Raw genomic sequence first — 16,557 nt, forward strand, 5'->3', positions numbered from 1 at the left:
TCCAGATGGTCACGCCTGTACGTCTTCGTCGATTGACTTGGCCCTGAGGTTTTGGACATACAACCCCGCCGCGATGCCGCAGGCCGCGCCCACCATCAAGTTCATGCGGTAAGGCAAGCCGTGGGCCGCCACCGCCACCGCGCCCGATACCAGCGCCGCCAGCAGTTGCGGACGGGTTCTCAGCACCGGCACCAGCAGGGCGATGAAGCTGAGCGGCACGGCGAAGTCCAGCGGCCAAGCGGCGGGAATGCCCGCGCCCAGCAGCGCCCCGGCCACGGTGCCGAGTTGCCAGGTCAGCCACATCACTGCCGACGCGCCCGCGTAATACTGCACCGGGTTGGGCTCATCTGCGGGCCGCGCGGCCATCACCGCAAAGTTCTGATCGGTCAGCACGTAGGCGAGCGGCCAGCGCCACAGCTTTGAAGCGCGGCTGAGCACCGGCAACATGGCGGCCGAATAAATGGCAAAGCGCAAATTGACCACCAGAGCGCTCAGCAAAATCAAAATGGTGGGGGTGCCGCTCTTAAACATCTGCGAGGCGATCAGTTGCGCCGACCCCGCGAAGCCGATGATCGAGAAGAAAATCGACTGCACTGGCGAAAAGCCGGCTTGCACGGCAGCCACTCCCGTCACCAAGCTAAACGGCAAGATGCCCGGCACCAGCGGCAAGAATGCCCGGAGCCCACGCCAAAAGGAGGGCGAGAGGGAAAAGGAAGCGGCAGACGGTTTCACACCCGCTAGCCTGCCGGTTTTGGAGCGTGAAGTCCAGAAACACCCGCCGCTTCTGAGCCATTTGGCTTAGTTGGCCCCGACCAGAGCTTGATAGCTTAAGGAAATGCGCCGACCCCAAGCTGCCCTGGTTTTTATTTTGATTACCGCCCTAGTTGACATCATGGGCATCGGGCTGATTATTCCGGTGTTGCCGCTGCTGGTCAAGGAATTGTCGGGTTCGGCGGCGGCGGGGGCGCGGTATATCGGCATTTTTACTGCCGTCTACGCCGTGATGCAGTTTATCTTTGCGCCGATTTTGGGCGTCCTATCTGACCGGTATGGCCGCCGCCCGGTGCTGCTGCTGAGCCTCTTGGGCATGGGGCTGGATTATCTGCTGCTGGCGTTTGCGCCGACGCTGTGGTGGCTGTTTGTGGGCCGCGTCCTGGCGGGCATTACCGGGGCCAGCCTGACAGTCGCCAACGCTTACATTGCCGACGTTTCCGCGCCCGAAGACCGCGCCAAGAATTTCGGCAAGCTGGGCGCGACCTTTGGCGTCGGCTTTATCTTGGGGCCGGCGCTGGGCGGCTTACTGGGCGATTACGGCCTGCGCGTGCCGTTCATGTTCGCGGCGGGGCTGGCCCTGCTCAACATGTTTTACGGCTACTTCGTCTTGCCGGAATCGCTGCCGCCTGCCTCACGCGGCGCGAGGCTGAGCCGCAAAAATCTCAACCCCTTCACGCCTCTGGCCGCGCTGGCCCAGTATCCGGTGATTCTCAACATGGCCGCCGCTCTGATCGTGCTGGGCATGGCCGGGCAAGTCATCTTTTCGACCTGGGTGCTGTACACCGAGGGCGTGCTGGGCTGGACACCGCTGCAAAACGGCGTGGCGCTGGCGGCGTTTGGCCTGATGACCGCCATCGTGCAGGGCGGCTTCATCAGTGTCTCGGTGCGCTGGCTGGGCGAGCGGCGGGCCATTTTGCTGGGGCTGGCGATGGGAACACTGGAAATGCTGGTGCTGGCGTTTGCCAAAACCTCGCTGCTGCTGTATGTCTCGCTGATCTTCGGCGCACTCGGCGGGCTGGCTGGCCCCACCTTGCAGGGCATCATCAGCCGCCAGGTCAGCGAATCCGAGCAGGGCAAAGTGCAGGGCGCACTCACCGCCGTCAACAGTTTGGTGGGCGTGGTGGGGCCGCTGCTCGCCACCTGGGTCTTTGCTTACTTCAACGGCGGCGGCTCGGGAGTGCGCTTTCCGGGAGCCGCGTTTATGATGGGCGCGGTCTTTTCGGTGATCGGACTGGGGCTGGCGTGGGCGGCGCTACGCAAACTGCCTCCCGCTGCCGGGCCTACGGTGATAGAAGCTATTGAAGTCAAAACCGTCTGAACGGCGCTGGCCCCGCCGCTCATCCGCGTGCCCTACACTCAGCCCCGATGAACCGCGTGTGGCGCGAAGCCATTTTACCGCTGCTGGTGCTGTGGCTGATCTCCACTTTCGGCCTGACCCTTGCCCGCGTAGACGGCAGCAGCATGAACCCCACCTTGCAGACGGGTCAGGCCATGCTGCTGCTCAAGTCTCCGCGCTGGGGCTACGCTTGGCACCTGACCAGCCTCCCCTACCGGCGCGGCGATATCGTCATTTTCAAAGCCCCGCCAGACAGCGAGTACGCTTGGGAGACGCTGAGCATTTTGGGCGTCTGGGAAGTTCGTCACCGTTCCTACAACATCAAGCGGGTGGTGGGGGTGCCGGGCGACACGGTAGAAATCAGGGGCGGGCAACTGCGGGTCAACGGGCAAAAAGTAGCTGAACCCTACGTCAGCGGAGGAGCAGCCCAAGACGAAGCGCCAAGCCGAGTGCCGCCGGGAGCGGTCTACGTGCTGGGCGACAACCGCCAACTCGCTGAAAGTGTGGACTCGCGTTTTTACGGGCCAGTCAGCGTGAAAGACGTGGCGGGCACGGCAAACATCAGTTTGTGGCCACCGGGCCGGGTGGGCGGGCGATAAGGGCCAGCCTACCTCGGCGCTTCAGCTTGAGCCACCCGAACTGGCCGCCGCCGCGTCGTTTTGCTCATCTTCCAGCGCTTTGTAGGCGCAGGCCGCCGCCAGTGCAGCAAGGCCCAGCGGCACGTTACCGATCTGGAGATTGACATCCTTGCCGTCCAGGTGGCCGCCGATGCGTCCGGTCAGGTGCTGGCCGTCGAGTCTCAGGTCTAGGTCTTTGCCACTCAATTTTCCCGAGAAGCGGCCCTGTACGCGGTTGCCGCTGATGTCCAGGCGCACGTCGTCGCCGTCAATGCGCCCGCCGAGGCGCACCTGCACGTGCGTATCACTCACCTCGCCGTCGGCATCGAAGCCCCCGAAATGGCCGCCGATTCTGCCGTTGACCTGATCACCGCTGAGGCGCACATCAATGTCTTTGCCGTTGAAGGTGCCGCCGATGCGTCCGTGAAGGCGCTCGCCCTGCCATTTGGCGTGAATGTCGTAGCCCGCCGTGATGCCGCCGATGCGTCCGTCTAAATCTGCCATGCCGACATGATAGAGACAAGCCGAACACGAAGAAGTGGGACGTGCGCCAAGCTGAGGCGGCACGTCCCACTTCACGGCGTCTGGTTTACAGGGAAGCAATCAGCGCTTTGGTAAATTCTTCGGTGCCTGCTGTGCCGCCGAGGTCGCGGGTGCGAGGGCCTTCTTGCAAGATTTTGTTGACAGCGTTATCGAGGCGCGTGGCAATTTCGGTTTCGCCCAAGTGCTGGAGCATCAGCACGGCGGCCAGCACGGTGGCGGTGGGGTTGGCAACACCCTGCCCGGCGATGTCGGGGGCCGAGCCGTGAACCGATTCGAAGATGCCGAATTTGTCGCCAATGTTGCCGCTGGCGGCGATGCCCAGACCGCCCACCAGACCCGCCGCGAGGTCGGAGAGGATGTCACCGAACATGTTGGTCATGACCAGCACGTCGAACTGGGCAGGGTTGCGGACAAGCTGCATGGCGGCGTTGTCCACGATCATGGTGCTGGTGCTGAGGTCGTCCATGCCTTTAACTTCGTCCAAGATGGTGTTCAGGAACAGGCCCTGCGTGACCGGCAGCACGTTGGCCTTGTGCACCACCATGAGTTTCTTGCGGCGCTGCATGGCGAGGTTGGCGGCAAATTTGCCGATGGCGAGGCTGGCGTCTTTGGTGATCACGGTGTCGGCAATGGCGGTATCGCCGTAGCGGCGTTCCTGCTCGACATACAGGCCCTGGGTGTTCTCGCGGACGATCACCAAGTCCACGTTGTCATACGACCCCGGCACCGGGCGGGTTTTGGTGGGGCGCACATTGGCGTACAATCCGTACTTCTGGCGCAGGTGGCGAATCGCGCCCTTGAAGCCGTCCGGCTTGTCGGTGGGGCTGGTGGCCGCGCCGAACAAAGTCGCGTGGGTGTTTTCCACCGCGTCGTAGGTGGCCTGGGGGGTGGACGTACCGTGATCGAGGAAATATTCGTAGCCTGCTTCGGCGTCGATGTACTCGGCGTCGAAGCCAGCGGCGTCCAGCACGCGGCGGGCTGCCGGAATCACTTCGTGTCCTATGCCGTCGCCTTCAATCAGTGCAATGCGGTATTTAGCCATAATGGGTTCAGTTTAGGGGATGGGGGCCAGGGCGCAGGCTCGCGGGGTGTTTCTGGGTGAGGGACCAGAGCCTACAATGCCCCATGAATCTGCAAAGTCTGGGCGCAGCCGGAACCGTCACCGGCAGCTGTCATCTGCTCACGCTCGGCGGCCAGCAACTCCTCGTCGACTGCGGCCTGTTTCAGGGCGACGAGCACTTGGAGGCCCGCAACCGCGAAGCCTTTCCCTTTGAGGCGGGCGACCTCTCGGCGGTGCTGCTGACCCACGCCCACCTCGATCACGTCGGGCGGCTGCCGCTGCTGGTGCGGCGCGGCTATAAAGGCCCGATCTACTGCACTCCGCCGACCCTCAAGCTGGCCGAAACCGTGCTGCTCGACAGCGCCCGCTTGCAGGTGGAAGGCTATAAGCAGGATGTCCGCAGGGCACGCCGGATGAACCGTGAGGCGGACGTGCCGCAGCCCCTCTACGACGAGGAAGACGTTCACCGAACCGTCGCGCTGATGCGCCCCCTGCTGGAATTCGGCCAGACCCTCGCGGTGGGACAGGTCAAAGTGCGGGCCGAGCGGGCCGGGCATATCCTCGGCAGCGCTTACCTGATTCTGGACTCCGCAGAAGGCCGGGTGATCTGCTCCGGCGACCTTGGCAACCGCGAAAGCGGCCTCCAGCAAGACTTCACGCCGCCGCCGGAAGCCGACGCGGTGCTGATCGAAACCACCTACGCCAACCGCACCCACCGCCCCCTGGCAGAGACGCTGGCCGAGTTCAGAGACGTGCTCAACAGCAGCGTGCGGCTCGGCGGCAAAATCCTGATTCCCAGCTTTGCCATCGAGCGGGCGCAGGCGATCTTGTATTACCTCAAAACTCTGATGGACGCTGGAGACGTGCCGCGTGTGCCGATCTTTCTCGATTCTCCGATGGCGGCGCGGGCCACCCATGAATACTTCGAATTCGGTGACGAACTCATTCCCAAAGTCCGCGAAGCCCTTAAGAGCGGCCAAGACCCGTTCAAGCCTTCCACCCTGCACGTCGTGACCAGCAGCGCCGAGTCGCAGCGCATCAACCGCTATGACGGCGCGGCCATCATCATCGCGGGCAACGGCATGATGTCCGGCGGGCGCATCCAGCACCACCTCAAGCACCAGCTCTGGAAGCCCAGCACCAGCCTGGTGATCGTCAGTTACCAGTCGCCCAGCAGCCTCGGCGGGCGCATCGTGGCGGGCGCGGAGCAGGTGCAGGTGTTGGGCGAAGACGTGGCGGTCAGGGCCCACGTGCATACCATCGGCGGCTTCTCGGCCCACGCCGACCAGGACGACTTGCTGAGCTGGCTGGACACCACCGGCCAGGCCCACATCTGGCTGGTTCACGGCGAGGCGCAGGTGATGGACGAATTTCTGCCGGTTCTGGCCGAGCGGGGCCGAGTTGCCGACCGGGTGCCGAGGCGCGGCGCAGTTAACTTGGAGCAGACCCATTTCGCCGGAGGCAAACCGCCAGGTGAGGTGGACGAGGTGAGCAGAGGGGTGGGCCAAGCAGAGTAGTGCTGGCAGAATAAGACCAATCCTTCAGCTTTATCTCAGGTTTGGATGCCGGGGGTTTGTTAGGCTCTGGAGCATGACGAATCCCACTGAACTCCAGATCGACAAGTACCACGAAGGCAACGGCGCACCCGCCAAAAAGGGCCAGATGGTCAAAGTGCATTACACCGGCACGCTGGAAAACGGCACCAAGTTCGACAGCAGCCGCGATAGGGGCGAGCCGATTGAGTTTCAGCTCGGCGTGGGCCAGGTCATTCAGGGCTGGGACGACGGCATCTCGCAGATGAATGTCGGCGACAAAGCCAAGCTGACCATTCCGCCCAGCCTGGGCTACGGCGCACGCGGCGCAGGTGGAGTCATTCCGCCCAACGCCACCCTGATCTTTGACGTGGAACTGGTGGACGCCCGCTAAATTGCCACCCAAATACAACGCCGCCGAATGCTTGGAGAAGCTTCGGCGGCGTTTGCTTGTCGTCTGTAGATCGGAGACTGATTGGTCGGGGGTCTACATGTCGCTTGAGGCGTCGTCAGGAGACACCGGGTAATCGCGCGGAATTTCGGGGTCTGCGGGCGGTGTCCAGCCTTCCGGCATCTCGGCGTCGGTCAGGTTGCCCTCGCCGCCCGCGTCACTCTCAAAGCCCAGATCGGGGTTGCCCGGTGAGTCCTGAATCACGCCCCGGTTTTGGTTGGGGGTCTTGGTGGCGCTCTCCGAATCGGTGCCGCGTGTTTCGGGAGCGCGGTCAAACTGCTCGTCGCTGGTATGTCCGGTCATGGCTGTATTGCAGCACGCCGCAGGGAAAGTGGGGTGTGCGGACGCTAAAGGCCGAGTCAACCCAGAGGCCGTATCAACTCAGAGCTGGAGCTGCGCCGCCGCCGCCTTGAGTTTGTAACGGGCCATTGCCAGATTGGCCTGCTCTTTGCGCAGCACCACATACAAAAACAAAGTGGTTCCCGGCAAGATATACAGCAGGTGGTACTGCTGCTCCAGAGTCACCATCATGTCTTCAATCTGGCCCTCAATGCCGAGCAGTTCCATCGAGCGCTTTTGCGCCCTGACCACTTCGGTGGTTCCGGCTCCGGCCAGTTCCAAGTCGATGCCGCTGCCGACCATGTCCAGCGCCATGCCGCTGCTGTAATCCACCAGGGCCGCCGCCACCGCACCGTCAATCGATAAAATGTCGCCCACCAGGATGTCACGGCTGTTGGGTTTGCCAAGGAGTTTCTTTTCAATTTCCTTACTCGGCACGGAAATAGAGCTGGGCACGGAAGTCTGAATAATATAAAGGCCCATTTCGTCTTCGTCGATTTCTTCAGAAACGGCAATGGCGTCGTCGAATTCAAATTCGGGAGGATCGTCAAAGGCGTCTTCGCTGAAGATATCCAGATTGCTGGTTGCCTCTGCATCTGCATCTGGCTCATTGTTCTGTTCTGGCGGGGCGGGAGCCATCGCTTCTTCGTCTTTTTTAACCATCGCGTCCATCAGCAAAGAAGACAGCGGCAAAGTGGGCTGGTTATTGTGGTTGTGGTAGGAGCGCTCCACCGCAATTGAAATGTTGTCCCACATCATGATTTCAATGGCGGCTTGTTTGTTGCTGAGTTCTTGGCGGTGAACATAAGCGCTGACAAACTTGCCCTTGTACAAATGGATGCGGCCCCACTTCTCCGCCGCAGAAACATGAATCGAAACGCTTTTGGCTTCCCACTCCATCATCTGCAAAAAGCTGGAGAGCATCAGGCCGCGCAGGGTGCCGTTGACCAGGCCGACCATTTCTTTTTCGATGGCTTTGCTGACGCTCAAAGCGCTTTCGGGCGCGATGATCGGCAAGCTGCCAAAGCGCTCGAAGACCGCTTGAAAGTCGGCTTCGGGCCGGTCAGAGAGCAGCAAAAAGAAGGTGCGCGGCCAGTTGCGCTTGGCATGTTCGAGCAAGCTCTCGACGCTGCCCTCGAGCAAAGCGGGATCGAGCACCACCAAATCCGGCGGGAAGCTCTCGTAAGCGCTCATCACGGCGGCCACACTGCCCGTCGTTTCGATGCGCCACTTGACCGACTCACGGCTGTACCGCCGTAAATCTTTTTCGAGCTGCGGCGCTTGCTGGGTCAGCAGCAGCAAGAATTTTTTGGTTTCTACACGGGCAAGGATAACTTCACCTCCTTTGGCGGGGCCGCCGACACTAAGTTGGGGGGAAACGAAGTCGCTGACTTGAAGCACAGCAGCCCTCACTTCTTGAGATTGGATTGTAGAGCAGTGGCAAACGGCAAAAGGGAAACTTGCCAGAGTGAAGGCGGTTTTAGAAAACGCGGCTGGGAATGGGCGGCAGCAGGCTTCCCAGCGCGTGAGCAAGGTCTGAGATTCAGTATAAAAAAAACGCCTTACATGGCAATGACAAGCCCGACACGCAAAATGACTTTTGTTCAGCTGACAAACAGCGCTGCCCTTCAGCAAAAACGCTTGATGAATAAGGGCGCTCAATCACCCACCAGCCGCTCAACTGGCCGCTTACTGGATTTACGCTTTTGGTAAGGCCACCTGACAATGTTAAGCTTTTGTGAAGGCGTGCCCGTTTAGATTTTGGTTTGGCTGGGCTCCGATTTGAGTGGATTCTGGTTTAATTGGGCTTTGCTTTGCTGCTCCCCTCCTCTTCCCACTCGGCGCTGTCTTCATCTCCAAAGTCGTCGCCCAGTTCTGGCCCCGGAAGAGTCAGGCTAAAGGCCGCGCCGCCCTGCGGATGATTGCCACCGCTCAGCTCGCCGCCGTGCGCCTGGGCAATTTGGCGCGAGACGCTGAGGCCCAGCCCACTGCTGCCCGAGCCGCTGACGAACGGATCGAAAATGCTCTCGCCCAGCTCGGAGGGAAGGCCGGGTCCAGAGTCGCGCACAGTGAAGCGCACCTGCTGCGGCGTTTCGCTGAGGTCGATCTCCACCCAGCCTGCCGCTCCCGCCGCCCGCCGCGCATTGGCCAGCAAATTGCGCAGTGCCTGAGTCAGCCGGTCAGGGTCGCACAGCACCATGCCGCTTTGCCAGTCGCCGCTGAAGGTCGTGCCCGCCACCAAGCGGTCTAGGCGGCCCTGCAAGGTGCCAGCCGGAATGAAATGCCAGACCAATTTCATTTCGAGCTGACCGCGTGCCAGTTGCATCAAATCTTGGGTGGTGAAGGTCAATTCGTCAGCGACCAGCGCGGCGCGGGCCACGTCGGCGTCTCCGGTGCGCTGGGTGGCCTGACTGAGAGAAGCCCGCAGCACAGTCAGCGGAGCGCCGAGTTCGTGAACAATCTGCCCCAGAAGCTGCTTTTCGCGGCCCTGCTGCATTTCGATGCGGGCCAAGAGGCGGTTGATGGCGGTCAGCAGACGGTAGACCTCGTCTTGCTGCTGTGGGAGCGGAAGCGGCATGACCGTTTGGGCCGGATCAATGCGGTCAGCCAATTGAGCGGCGCGGCCCAACCCGCCCAGAGCGCGGCGGCCCACCAACCAGCCGAGCAGCATCATCAAAGCCGGCGCGGTCAAAACAGCTATCCACAGCAGCCGCCAGGCGCTTTGGCGGGCCTGAACCAGCGCGTCTTCAGGCAGGCCGACCCAGATAAAGCTCTTGCCGTCGCCGTAGCCTCTCAGCTCACGGGTGGCGGTGCGAACCAGCAAATCTTGAATCAGCACCTCTGTTTTGCCCCCGAAGGGAAACGGCGAGTTTTCGTAAACCTTTACACCCGCGTTGGCATATGTCACTTTGCCGCCGCTGTCCACGACCATGGCGTAACCGCCGCTGGGGGTGGCGGGCTTGCCCAGGCCGCTACTGCCACTGCCGAAGGCCTCAGCGAGTCGGTCAGCGCGTTCATCGAGGCGGGCCTGAAACTGAGTGTCGAGGTCGCTGAGCAGCTTGGCGGTAATCAGCGCACTGACCAGCCCCACCACCAGCAGCGCCAGCAGGGTATACAGCAGCGCCAGCCGGAAGCGCAGGGTGTGCAAAAAACGCAATCGGGCCGAGTCGGTCACGCGCCAAGTCTAGGGGGAAACGGTGAGACGCGCCTCACGGCGGGCCGGTCAGCGGTAACGGGCGATCCTTTCCACCAACAAATTGAAAAAGCCGTCGGCGTCCACCTTGAGGGCCACGTCTGCGTTCGGGGGCTGGCCGGTCACGCGCCACACGTCGCACACCGTCCGGCCTGCGCTGAGGCCATCCGAAATGTCAATATCTACCCGCATGGCCTGAACCTCAAACAGATCGGGCTCAATCAAATACGCCGCCGTCATCGGGTCGTGGAGCGCTCCGCCGTCCCAGCCGTAGCGCTCAAGGTGGTGCTCGGCAAAAAATTCCAGCAGCACAGCGGTGAACTCGCCCACTTTGGTGCCGAGCTGCCGGAAAGCCGCCACCCGCGCCGGATTGGCAACCGCTTGATGGGTGGCATTCAGGCCGAACATGGTCAGCTTGAGGCCCGTTTCAGCGGCGCACTCAAAGACGATCCGGGCGGCGTGCGGGTCACACAGGGCGTTGAACTCAGCGCTGGGCGTCCAGTTGCCAGTGTCCAAGCTGCCGCCCATCCAGACGACTTCGCGGATCAGCGGCGCGATATCGGGCGCGAGGCGCAGGGCCAGCGCCAGATTGGTGAGGGGGCCAGTCGGCAGCAAAGTGACTTGGTGGGGCCGCTGACGAACCGCATGGATGATGAACTCAGCGGCGTGCAGCGCTTCGGCTCCCCGCTTGGGCGTGGGCAGATCGGGGCCGTCGAGCCCGCTTGCGCCGTGAACCGACTCGGCACTCAGGCGCGGGACGACGAGCGGGCGGTCAGCGCCAGCATAAATCGGGAAATCTGCGCCCGAAGTCTGATTGATGAGTTCGCGCACCACCAGCGCGTTGTGGGTGGTGCGCTCCAGGCCCACATTGCCGTAGGTCGTGGTGACGCCCAGCACCTCCAGCTCGGGGCTTGAGCAGGCCAGCAAAATGTTGATGGCGTCGTCGTGGCCAGGGTCGCCGTCGAGAATGACCGGGCGGGGAGCAGCAGGGGGCGGCGTCATGCCAAATGATGGCACAGCGCCGCCCGGCTCCCGTTATGTCCGGCTCCCGTTATTTCACCTGCGGCAGCAGCTTATTGGTAAACAAGCTGTCAAAATCGAGCCGCTTCACCGCTTTGCCCTCCGGCGTCCGGATCGCGCCCGCCTTCAGCAAAAAGGCCGGATACGCCGTCCACATCTTCAAAGTCTGCTGGCCCCACGGCTGGCCGGACTGGGCGTACGCCTGATGGTTGGAGAGCCAGGCCGTTCCCTCGGTCAGCACCTTCGGATCAGGAAAGGTGCCCTTGGGAACGGCCCCCAGCATCAGTGCGGCAGCCTCGGCGGGGTGGCGCTCGGCGTAGGCGTAGCCGCGTGCGGTGGCCGCCAGAAAGGCCCGCAGCTTGGGCGTGTTGGCCGCCAGCCGCGCCGGATCAGCTACCAGAACCGGCGTGTAGTAATCCGGCACGCCGTAGGCGGTCAGCGAAAAGGTCCGCAGCGGCGTGCCGGCCAGCCGCGCTTCCACGCCTTCGGTGCCTTCAAAAATCCACATGAAATCGGCCCGCTTGGACAGCAGGGCGGGCAAACCACCCGCGCTCAGCACCGGGCTTTTGAACTGGCCCTGCCCGCCGTCGTTGCGAATCAGGCGCTGAATGATCGGGGTTTCGTACGGCGCACCGAAGGCCGCGTAAATCTTGCCGTCGAGTTGCTTGGGCCGCACCACCGCCGAACTCTTGAGCACCGCGAAGGCAGCGGTATTTTTGGCCAGAATAGCCGCGATACTGATCACCGGATTGGGCGAGGCGGCTGAGGCGGTCACGCTTTCCGCGCCGGAAATGCCCACATCGGCGCGGCCCGCCGTGACCAGCACTTCCGGCGAGGTGGAGGCGTAGGGTAAGACAGTGAGCTGCACACCCGCCGCTTTGTACCAGCCGCGCTGCTGCGCCACGTAAATGCCGATGTGGTTGACGTTGGGCGTCCAATCGAGCGCCAACGTCACCGGCAAGAGGGGCGGGGTGGTCTGGGCCTTGGCAGTCTGGGCTTGGCCGAGTGAAAGGCTCAGGCCGAGGGCCAGCGCCAACGTTTTGCGGATCAGGGTCATGGTGTGTTCCTTTTTGAGCTTCAGGATTGGTCGGACAGTGGCGGACGGCCCCGCAGAGCGGCGCGTTCCAGCAGCGAGACGAGGCCCACCAGCAGCACGCTGAACAGGGCGGTCAGGGCGATGGCTGCAAAAACCAGCGCAGTGGCGCGGGCGTTGGCACTGGTCTGAATCAGGATGCCCAGCCCGGCGTAGCCGCCGACGTACTCGCCCACGATGGCGGCGGTCACGGCGTAGCTGGCCGACAGGCGCAGGCCCGCGAAGAAAGCAGGCAGAGCCGCCGGAAAGCGCAGCAAAGCGTCACGCTGTGAGGCCGAAGCGCCGTAGCTGCGGAACAGGTCTTCGAGCTGGGGATTGGGCTGCATCAGGCCGCCGAGCGTGGACACCGTGATGGGAAAAAAGCAGAACAGCGTGACCATCACCAGCTTGGGCAGCAGCCCGAAGCCCATCCACACCAGCAGCAGCGGCGCGAGCGCGATCAGTGGAATGGTCTGCGAGACCACCAGCCAAGGCAGCAGGGTGCGGCGCAGCCCGGCGGAGCGCCGCAGCGTCAGCGCACAGCCCAGCCCCAAAATCAGCGCCAGCAGCAGGCCCAGCAGGGTTTCGGCTAATGTTTGCAGGGTGTGCATTGCCAAGATGTCGGCGTTGAGCCGCAGCGCCGCCCAGACCTGACTCGGCGCAGGAAGCAAGTTGGGCGCGACCCAGCCCAGCCGCGAGGCGGCTTCAATCAGCGCGGCGGCGGCGAGGCCCAGACCCACGGCGGGCAGCAGCCCAGTCCACTTCACAGGGAATTAAGTCCTTAAGCCGGCTTGCCAGACCGTGTCGTAAAACAATTTCTCGCAGTCGTAGGTTTGCGAAACCACCAGTTTCAGCGCTTCCACTTCGGCAGGGGTCTGGCACAGCCGCTCCAGCAGGGCCGCCTCGCCGCCGTTGACGCTTTCTTCCAAGTGGTCGTGCAGCGGAAAGAAAGCCACCTGCTCGTCGGTGAGGTGATAGTGGCGCTGCAAAGCTGGCCCGACCCGCTGGCAAATGGCGATGAACACGCTCTCGCTGGCGCTGAGGCTGGCGAGCATGCCCACAAAGCCGTGCCGCAGCAGCGCGTAATAAAAATGACTGGTCAGCGTCAGGCAACCGGCCAGCGTGATAATGTGCTCGAAGTCGGAGGGTGTCAGGCTGATGCCCGCGCCGAAATGCTGCAAGCTGCCCTGTCCGGCAAAGACCGCTTTGGGGTCGTGCTTGGCGCTCAGCGTCCGGTGGGCCGCTTCGTCGGGCGCGTGAGCCAGCAGCAGCGCTTCGAGTTGAGGTGAGTGCTGCACCAGCCAAGCGTCTTGCAGGGCAAAGACTTGCAGGTGGCCCAAGCTGGCCTGACCACTTTCTATGGCTCGCCAGAGCGGATGCTCGATGAGAGCTTGGCGTTTGGCCTGCAAATCGGGGCCGAGCAGTGCGGATAAAAAGGAACTTCCAGTCCATTCAATGGTGGTCTTTTGCATAAGCCTCCCCAGCTCTGGGAAGGGGCATGGACAACGCGCAGCGCGGCAATGGCGAAGTTGTCGTCACGCTCCCTCCGGCGGCGTTACCCGCGTCAGGTTCCAAGGGTTTGATCTCAGCCCGGGCTCCACTTGGCAGCCCGAGCACCCCCGGTGACACGGTCACGCTAGCACAGCCGGAGCGAGGCAATTAAACCAGCAGGACTGGTCAGTGAAGGCACAGCGAGTGGTGACTGAGCGCCACTGGATAAGCAGCCCGTTCACAATCCAGCTGCGCTGCGCCAGACTAGACCTCAGCCGATGCCTCTGCCCCACGCGCCCTTTACCCCCGCCCAACTCGCCGTGCGCCGCCGCGTCTGGGACGCGTTGGGCGAACTGTTTTTGGACACCGACACCCGTCCCAGTTTGCCGCTGATCGCCCACCGCTTGGCTGAATCCGGCCTGGACGAGGACGCGCTCGGTGAAATCTGGCACGAGGAGGTGACGCCCGCCCTGCTGTTCAATCTGACTCTGGTGGCTGGTGAGTGGGCCTACTTTGAGTCGGACTTCTTGGAGCAGCGGATCGTGCGTCGGCGGGCCGTCCGGCACCGGCTAAGGCGCTGGTCACTCTCAGCACTGATGCAGCGGGTCTGGAGCCGCGAAGTGGAGCCTGCTTACGCGGCGGCCATGCGGCTGCGGAGTGGTTTGCTGGCTCTCCCCGACGCTGAGCGCTCAGCGCGGGCCGCCGTCTGGCATGGGATGGCCCGCGCTTACTTCTGGCCTGAACTGCCGCCGCTGCCCACTTGCCCGGCCAGTGCCGCAACTCTCACAACCGTCTGGGCCGACTTGGAGCCCACCTTGCGCCCGCTGCTGCTGAAGAGCGAGAACCTGGAGCGCAGCGGCCAAGCCGTGCTGGCGCTCATCTCTTTGGCTTGAGAGAGGGGATAAAAGACAGATTGCTGTCTTTCTGTCTGATAGACTAAGCTATGCAAACCACCCTGCGAATAGACGATGACCTGCACCGCCGCGCCAAGATGGAAGCCCTGCGGCGCGGAATCACCCTTACCCAGATGGTTGAAGCCGGCTTAAAAGCTCAGCTTGTAGAAGAGAAAATGGCGTTCAAGCTTCACACCTTTTCTTCTGACGTGCCTTTTGATTTCACCCCCGAACAACTTAAAGCACTCATCAACGATGACAGCGAGCAAATCGCCAAAATGGGCCTTCTTCTTGAAGAAGAAACGCCGATTCAGTGAATTATTTGCTAGATACCAATATTTTGCTCTACGCTTTTCAAATCACCTCCCCGCAGCATCGCCGGAGTGTTGAGTGGCTCAAGCAAAAAACTGAAGCGGGAGAGGCCATTTACTCCTGCGGTTTGAATGAAGTGGCGGTAGCCCGCATTTCAACAAGGACGTTTCATACCCCTGCTGAAGACGTCTTTCTTTTTCTGGCTGATCTTCACGCCCTGCCCAATTATCAACACGCCGAACTCGGCAAGGCGGGCCTCAAGCGCTGGCGGGCCCTAACACTGAATCTCAATCTGACTGGCAATGAGCTCAATGACGCTTACTTGGCGGCGCTGGCATTAGAACGCGGCCTTACCTTAGTCACGGCTGACCGGGGATTTGCCCGTTTTGCAGGCGCGGGCCTCAAGCTGGAAGTGCTGGACTGAACCGCTGGAAGCTCAATCCGCTATCCTCGCGGCATGACTGCTCCTTCCCGCGTCCAGTACCGCTTTTTGCCTGCCCGCACCTTGCTGTGCGCCATTAACCGCCTGCGCCCAGCCCATTTGGACAACTTCGTGAATGGAGCCAGCCTCGCCCTCCCCACTGTCCTGACCGAGCAAGGCCTAGAGCAGCTCGGCCCAGTGGCCATCATCTACCACAGCCCCGTGACTGAGGAGAGCGACGGCCCGGTGGAAGTCTGCGTGCCGTATCAGGGCGAACTGAACGTGCCGAACGGACTGACCCAGCGCACCGACCCCGAACACCGCGAAGCGTTCTTGACGCTGACCAAGCGGGAGTTTATGGACTCGGCTTTGTTTGGCGCTGCCAGGCGGGAAGTCGAGCAGGCCGCCCGCGCCAACGGCGACGTGCTGGGACCGCTGCGCCGAATGGATTACGGCGTGTGGGCCACGCGCGGCGAGGACGAGGTGGTGGGCGAACTGGCGGTGCCGATGAAATGGTTTAACCAATTGCGGCCCGAATCACGCGGGCGGCTGTTTCCGTAAGAGTAGACCGAGTGACCGCCTTCTGGCTGGGTGCATACTGAGCCCAGAAACCGCCCAGCTCACCTCATTCGGCCCCGTCCAGGTGGGTCCAAGGAGAACGGTATGCGCCCCTCTGACCGCCCGGACACGCCAACCCTGATAGCCGTTTCGCTGCTGGTAGGCCTGCTCGGCAGCCTGATTCACGAGGGTCTGGGGCACGCCGGGCTGGCGCTGGCCCTCGGCGCAAGTCAGGTTTCGATTGGCAGCGCCGTGATGAATTACGACGAGCAGAGCGTGGGCGAGCTGGGCCGCCGATTGATCGCGCTGGCCGGGCCGCTCGCCAGCGCCGCGCAGGGGGTGGTCGGTCTGACCGCGCTGCGCCGCACGCCGACCATTGGCACGGCCTGGTATTTCTGGTGGTTGCTGGGTCACACTGGCCTCTTCGCGGCGGCGGGCTACTTGCTGGCGCTGTCGTTCGCACCGTTCGGAGACATAGACGCGGCGCTGCGGGATCTGCCGCTGGAACTGCTCTGGCGCACCGGCTCGACCCTGCTCGGCGCGTTTCTGGCGTACCGGGCGATGGTTCACGCGGCACTCACCCTCTCCGCACACCTGCCAGATGATGCTGGGGAGCGGTGCAACTGGACGCGGCGTCTCACCCTGATCCCCTACTTACTGGTGGGTCTGGTGGCAATGCTGGCGACACTGGCAGGCACCCGCGACCTCTTCTTGACGCTGGCCTCGGCGGGCGCGGCCAGCTTCGGGTCGGGCATTTTGCTGGTGTGGGTCAACTTCGTGCTGCCCCGGCTGCGGCGTCTACCGCCCCCAGGCGAGCCGCTGAGCGTGCCGCGCACTCCGAGCTGGCTGCTGATCGGCGGCGCGGCGTTGCTGGCCTGGGTCTGGCTGGCCAGTGTCTGAAATGCCCGGCGCTTGACTCGTCCCCTGGGGCAGGCTGCAAACTGC

Annotated in this window: 20 protein-coding genes and 1 riboswitch; of the genes, 10 read left to right on the forward strand and 10 right to left on the reverse strand. The window is 62.7% G+C overall.

The window, feature by feature from the left end:
- Window positions 1-9 precede the first annotated feature (9 nt).
- A complete protein-coding gene (locus tag FNU79_RS13605) occupies window positions 10-732 on the reverse strand; it encodes an AzlC family ABC transporter permease (RefSeq protein WP_143721360.1) in 723 nt (240 codons plus the stop codon).
- Window positions 733-835: 103 nt separating this feature from the next.
- Between FNU79_RS13605 and FNU79_RS13610 the strand changes: the two genes are divergently transcribed.
- Window positions 836-2,092 carry a TCR/Tet family MFS transporter gene (locus tag FNU79_RS13610; protein ID WP_143721361.1) on the forward strand — a complete coding sequence of 419 codons (1,257 nt, stop codon included), beginning with the start codon at window positions 836-838 and terminating at the stop codon, window positions 2,090-2,092.
- A gap of 47 nt (window positions 2,093-2,139) precedes the next feature.
- Window positions 2,140-2,709: a signal peptidase I gene (gene lepB, locus FNU79_RS13615; protein WP_143721362.1), complete on the forward strand. Its 570-nt coding sequence runs from the start codon at window positions 2,140-2,142 to the stop codon at window positions 2,707-2,709.
- 21 nt (window positions 2,710-2,730) lie between these two features.
- On the opposite strand, the gene FNU79_RS13620 is transcribed toward lepB, so the two are convergent.
- Both FNU79_RS13620 and FNU79_RS13625 read right to left on the reverse strand, forming a co-directional pair.
- Window positions 2,731-3,231: a hypothetical protein gene (locus FNU79_RS13620; RefSeq protein ID WP_143721363.1), complete on the reverse strand. Its 501-nt coding sequence runs from the start codon at window positions 3,229-3,231 to the stop codon at window positions 2,731-2,733.
- An 85-nt stretch (window positions 3,232-3,316) separates the two neighbouring features.
- Window positions 3,317-4,312 (reverse strand): isocitrate/isopropylmalate dehydrogenase family protein, encoded by a 996-nt coding sequence (locus FNU79_RS13625; RefSeq protein ID WP_143721364.1) that lies wholly within the window; start codon window positions 4,310-4,312, stop codon window positions 3,317-3,319.
- An 83-nt stretch (window positions 4,313-4,395) separates the two neighbouring features.
- Between FNU79_RS13625 and FNU79_RS13630 the strand changes: the two genes are divergently transcribed.
- Both FNU79_RS13630 and FNU79_RS13635 read left to right on the forward strand, forming a co-directional pair.
- Window positions 4,396-5,847 (forward strand): MBL fold metallo-hydrolase RNA specificity domain-containing protein, encoded by a 1,452-nt coding sequence (locus FNU79_RS13630; protein ID WP_143721365.1) that lies wholly within the window; start codon window positions 4,396-4,398, stop codon window positions 5,845-5,847.
- 73 nt (window positions 5,848-5,920) lie between these two features.
- Window positions 5,921-6,256 (forward strand): FKBP-type peptidyl-prolyl cis-trans isomerase, encoded by a 336-nt coding sequence (locus FNU79_RS13635; RefSeq protein ID WP_124871635.1) that lies wholly within the window; start codon window positions 5,921-5,923, stop codon window positions 6,254-6,256.
- 93 nt (window positions 6,257-6,349) lie between these two features.
- Here the strand turns inward: FNU79_RS13635 and FNU79_RS13640 are convergent, their stop codons facing one another.
- Window positions 6,350-6,616, reverse strand: coding sequence for a hypothetical protein (locus FNU79_RS13640; protein WP_124871632.1), 267 nt, complete (start codon window positions 6,614-6,616; stop codon window positions 6,350-6,352).
- A 78-nt stretch (window positions 6,617-6,694) separates the two neighbouring features.
- Complete coding sequence (locus FNU79_RS13645; RefSeq protein ID WP_143721366.1) at window positions 6,695-8,065, reverse strand: DUF4388 domain-containing protein; 1,371 nt, start codon at window positions 8,063-8,065, stop codon at window positions 6,695-6,697.
- Between the two features lie 24 nt (window positions 8,066-8,089).
- Here FNU79_RS13645 and FNU79_RS13650 point away from each other — a divergent pair, with 24 nt between their 5' ends.
- The gene (locus FNU79_RS13650; RefSeq protein WP_143721367.1) at window positions 8,090-8,365 is read left to right on the forward strand and encodes a hypothetical protein; all 276 of its coding nucleotides are present in this window, start codon (window positions 8,090-8,092) and stop codon (window positions 8,363-8,365) included.
- Window positions 8,366-8,450: 85 nt separating this feature from the next.
- Here FNU79_RS13650 and FNU79_RS13655 read toward each other — a convergent pair whose 3' ends face one another.
- The 5 genes from FNU79_RS13655 to FNU79_RS13675 are packed head-to-tail and all read right to left on the reverse strand — an operon-like array spanning window position 8,451 to window position 13,409.
- Window positions 8,451-9,827: a sensor histidine kinase gene (locus FNU79_RS13655; protein ID WP_143721368.1), complete on the reverse strand. Its 1,377-nt coding sequence runs from the start codon at window positions 9,825-9,827 to the stop codon at window positions 8,451-8,453.
- Between the two features lie 48 nt (window positions 9,828-9,875).
- Window positions 9,876-10,847, reverse strand: coding sequence for a nucleoside hydrolase (locus tag FNU79_RS13660; protein ID WP_143721369.1), 972 nt, complete (start codon window positions 10,845-10,847; stop codon window positions 9,876-9,878).
- Window positions 10,848-10,896: 49 nt separating this feature from the next.
- Window positions 10,897-11,922: an ABC transporter substrate-binding protein gene (locus tag FNU79_RS13665; RefSeq protein ID WP_143721370.1), complete on the reverse strand. Its 1,026-nt coding sequence runs from the start codon at window positions 11,920-11,922 to the stop codon at window positions 10,897-10,899.
- Between the two features lie 20 nt (window positions 11,923-11,942).
- Window positions 11,943-12,704 (reverse strand): ABC transporter permease, encoded by a 762-nt coding sequence (locus tag FNU79_RS13670; RefSeq protein WP_143721371.1) that lies wholly within the window; start codon window positions 12,702-12,704, stop codon window positions 11,943-11,945.
- Window positions 12,705-12,710: 6 nt separating this feature from the next.
- On the reverse strand, window positions 12,711-13,409 hold the full coding sequence (locus FNU79_RS13675; RefSeq protein ID WP_143721372.1) for a thiaminase II/PqqC family protein: 699 nt from the start codon (window positions 13,407-13,409) through the stop codon (window positions 12,711-12,713).
- Between the two features lie 51 nt (window positions 13,410-13,460).
- A riboswitch (TPP riboswitch) is annotated at window positions 13,461-13,568 on the reverse strand.
- Window positions 13,569-13,706: 138 nt separating this feature from the next.
- Between FNU79_RS13675 and FNU79_RS13680 the strand changes: the two genes are divergently transcribed.
- From FNU79_RS13680 to FNU79_RS13700, 5 genes are all read left to right on the forward strand, one after another.
- Complete coding sequence (locus FNU79_RS13680) at window positions 13,707-14,321, forward strand: DUF7079 family protein (RefSeq protein ID WP_143721373.1); 615 nt, start codon at window positions 13,707-13,709, stop codon at window positions 14,319-14,321.
- Window positions 14,322-14,371: 50 nt separating this feature from the next.
- Window positions 14,372-14,638, forward strand: a complete 267-nt coding sequence (locus FNU79_RS13685) for a hypothetical protein (RefSeq protein ID WP_143721374.1) — start codon at window positions 14,372-14,374, stop codon at window positions 14,636-14,638.
- The gene (locus FNU79_RS13690) at window positions 14,635-15,057 is read left to right on the forward strand and encodes a TA system VapC family ribonuclease toxin (protein WP_143721375.1); all 423 of its coding nucleotides are present in this window, start codon (window positions 14,635-14,637) and stop codon (window positions 15,055-15,057) included. The genes FNU79_RS13685 and FNU79_RS13690 overlap by 4 nt, the downstream gene beginning before the upstream one ends.
- A gap of 33 nt (window positions 15,058-15,090) precedes the next feature.
- Window positions 15,091-15,615 (forward strand): hypothetical protein, encoded by a 525-nt coding sequence (locus tag FNU79_RS13695; RefSeq protein WP_143721376.1) that lies wholly within the window; start codon window positions 15,091-15,093, stop codon window positions 15,613-15,615.
- Between the two features lie 102 nt (window positions 15,616-15,717).
- On the forward strand, window positions 15,718-16,512 hold the full coding sequence (locus tag FNU79_RS13700) for a hypothetical protein (protein WP_143721377.1): 795 nt from the start codon (window positions 15,718-15,720) through the stop codon (window positions 16,510-16,512).
- Window positions 16,513-16,557: the final 45 nt, after the last annotated feature.

The organism is Deinococcus detaillensis (assembly GCF_007280555.1).
Lineage (GTDB): Bacteria > Deinococcota > Deinococci > Deinococcales > Deinococcaceae > Deinococcus > Deinococcus detaillensis.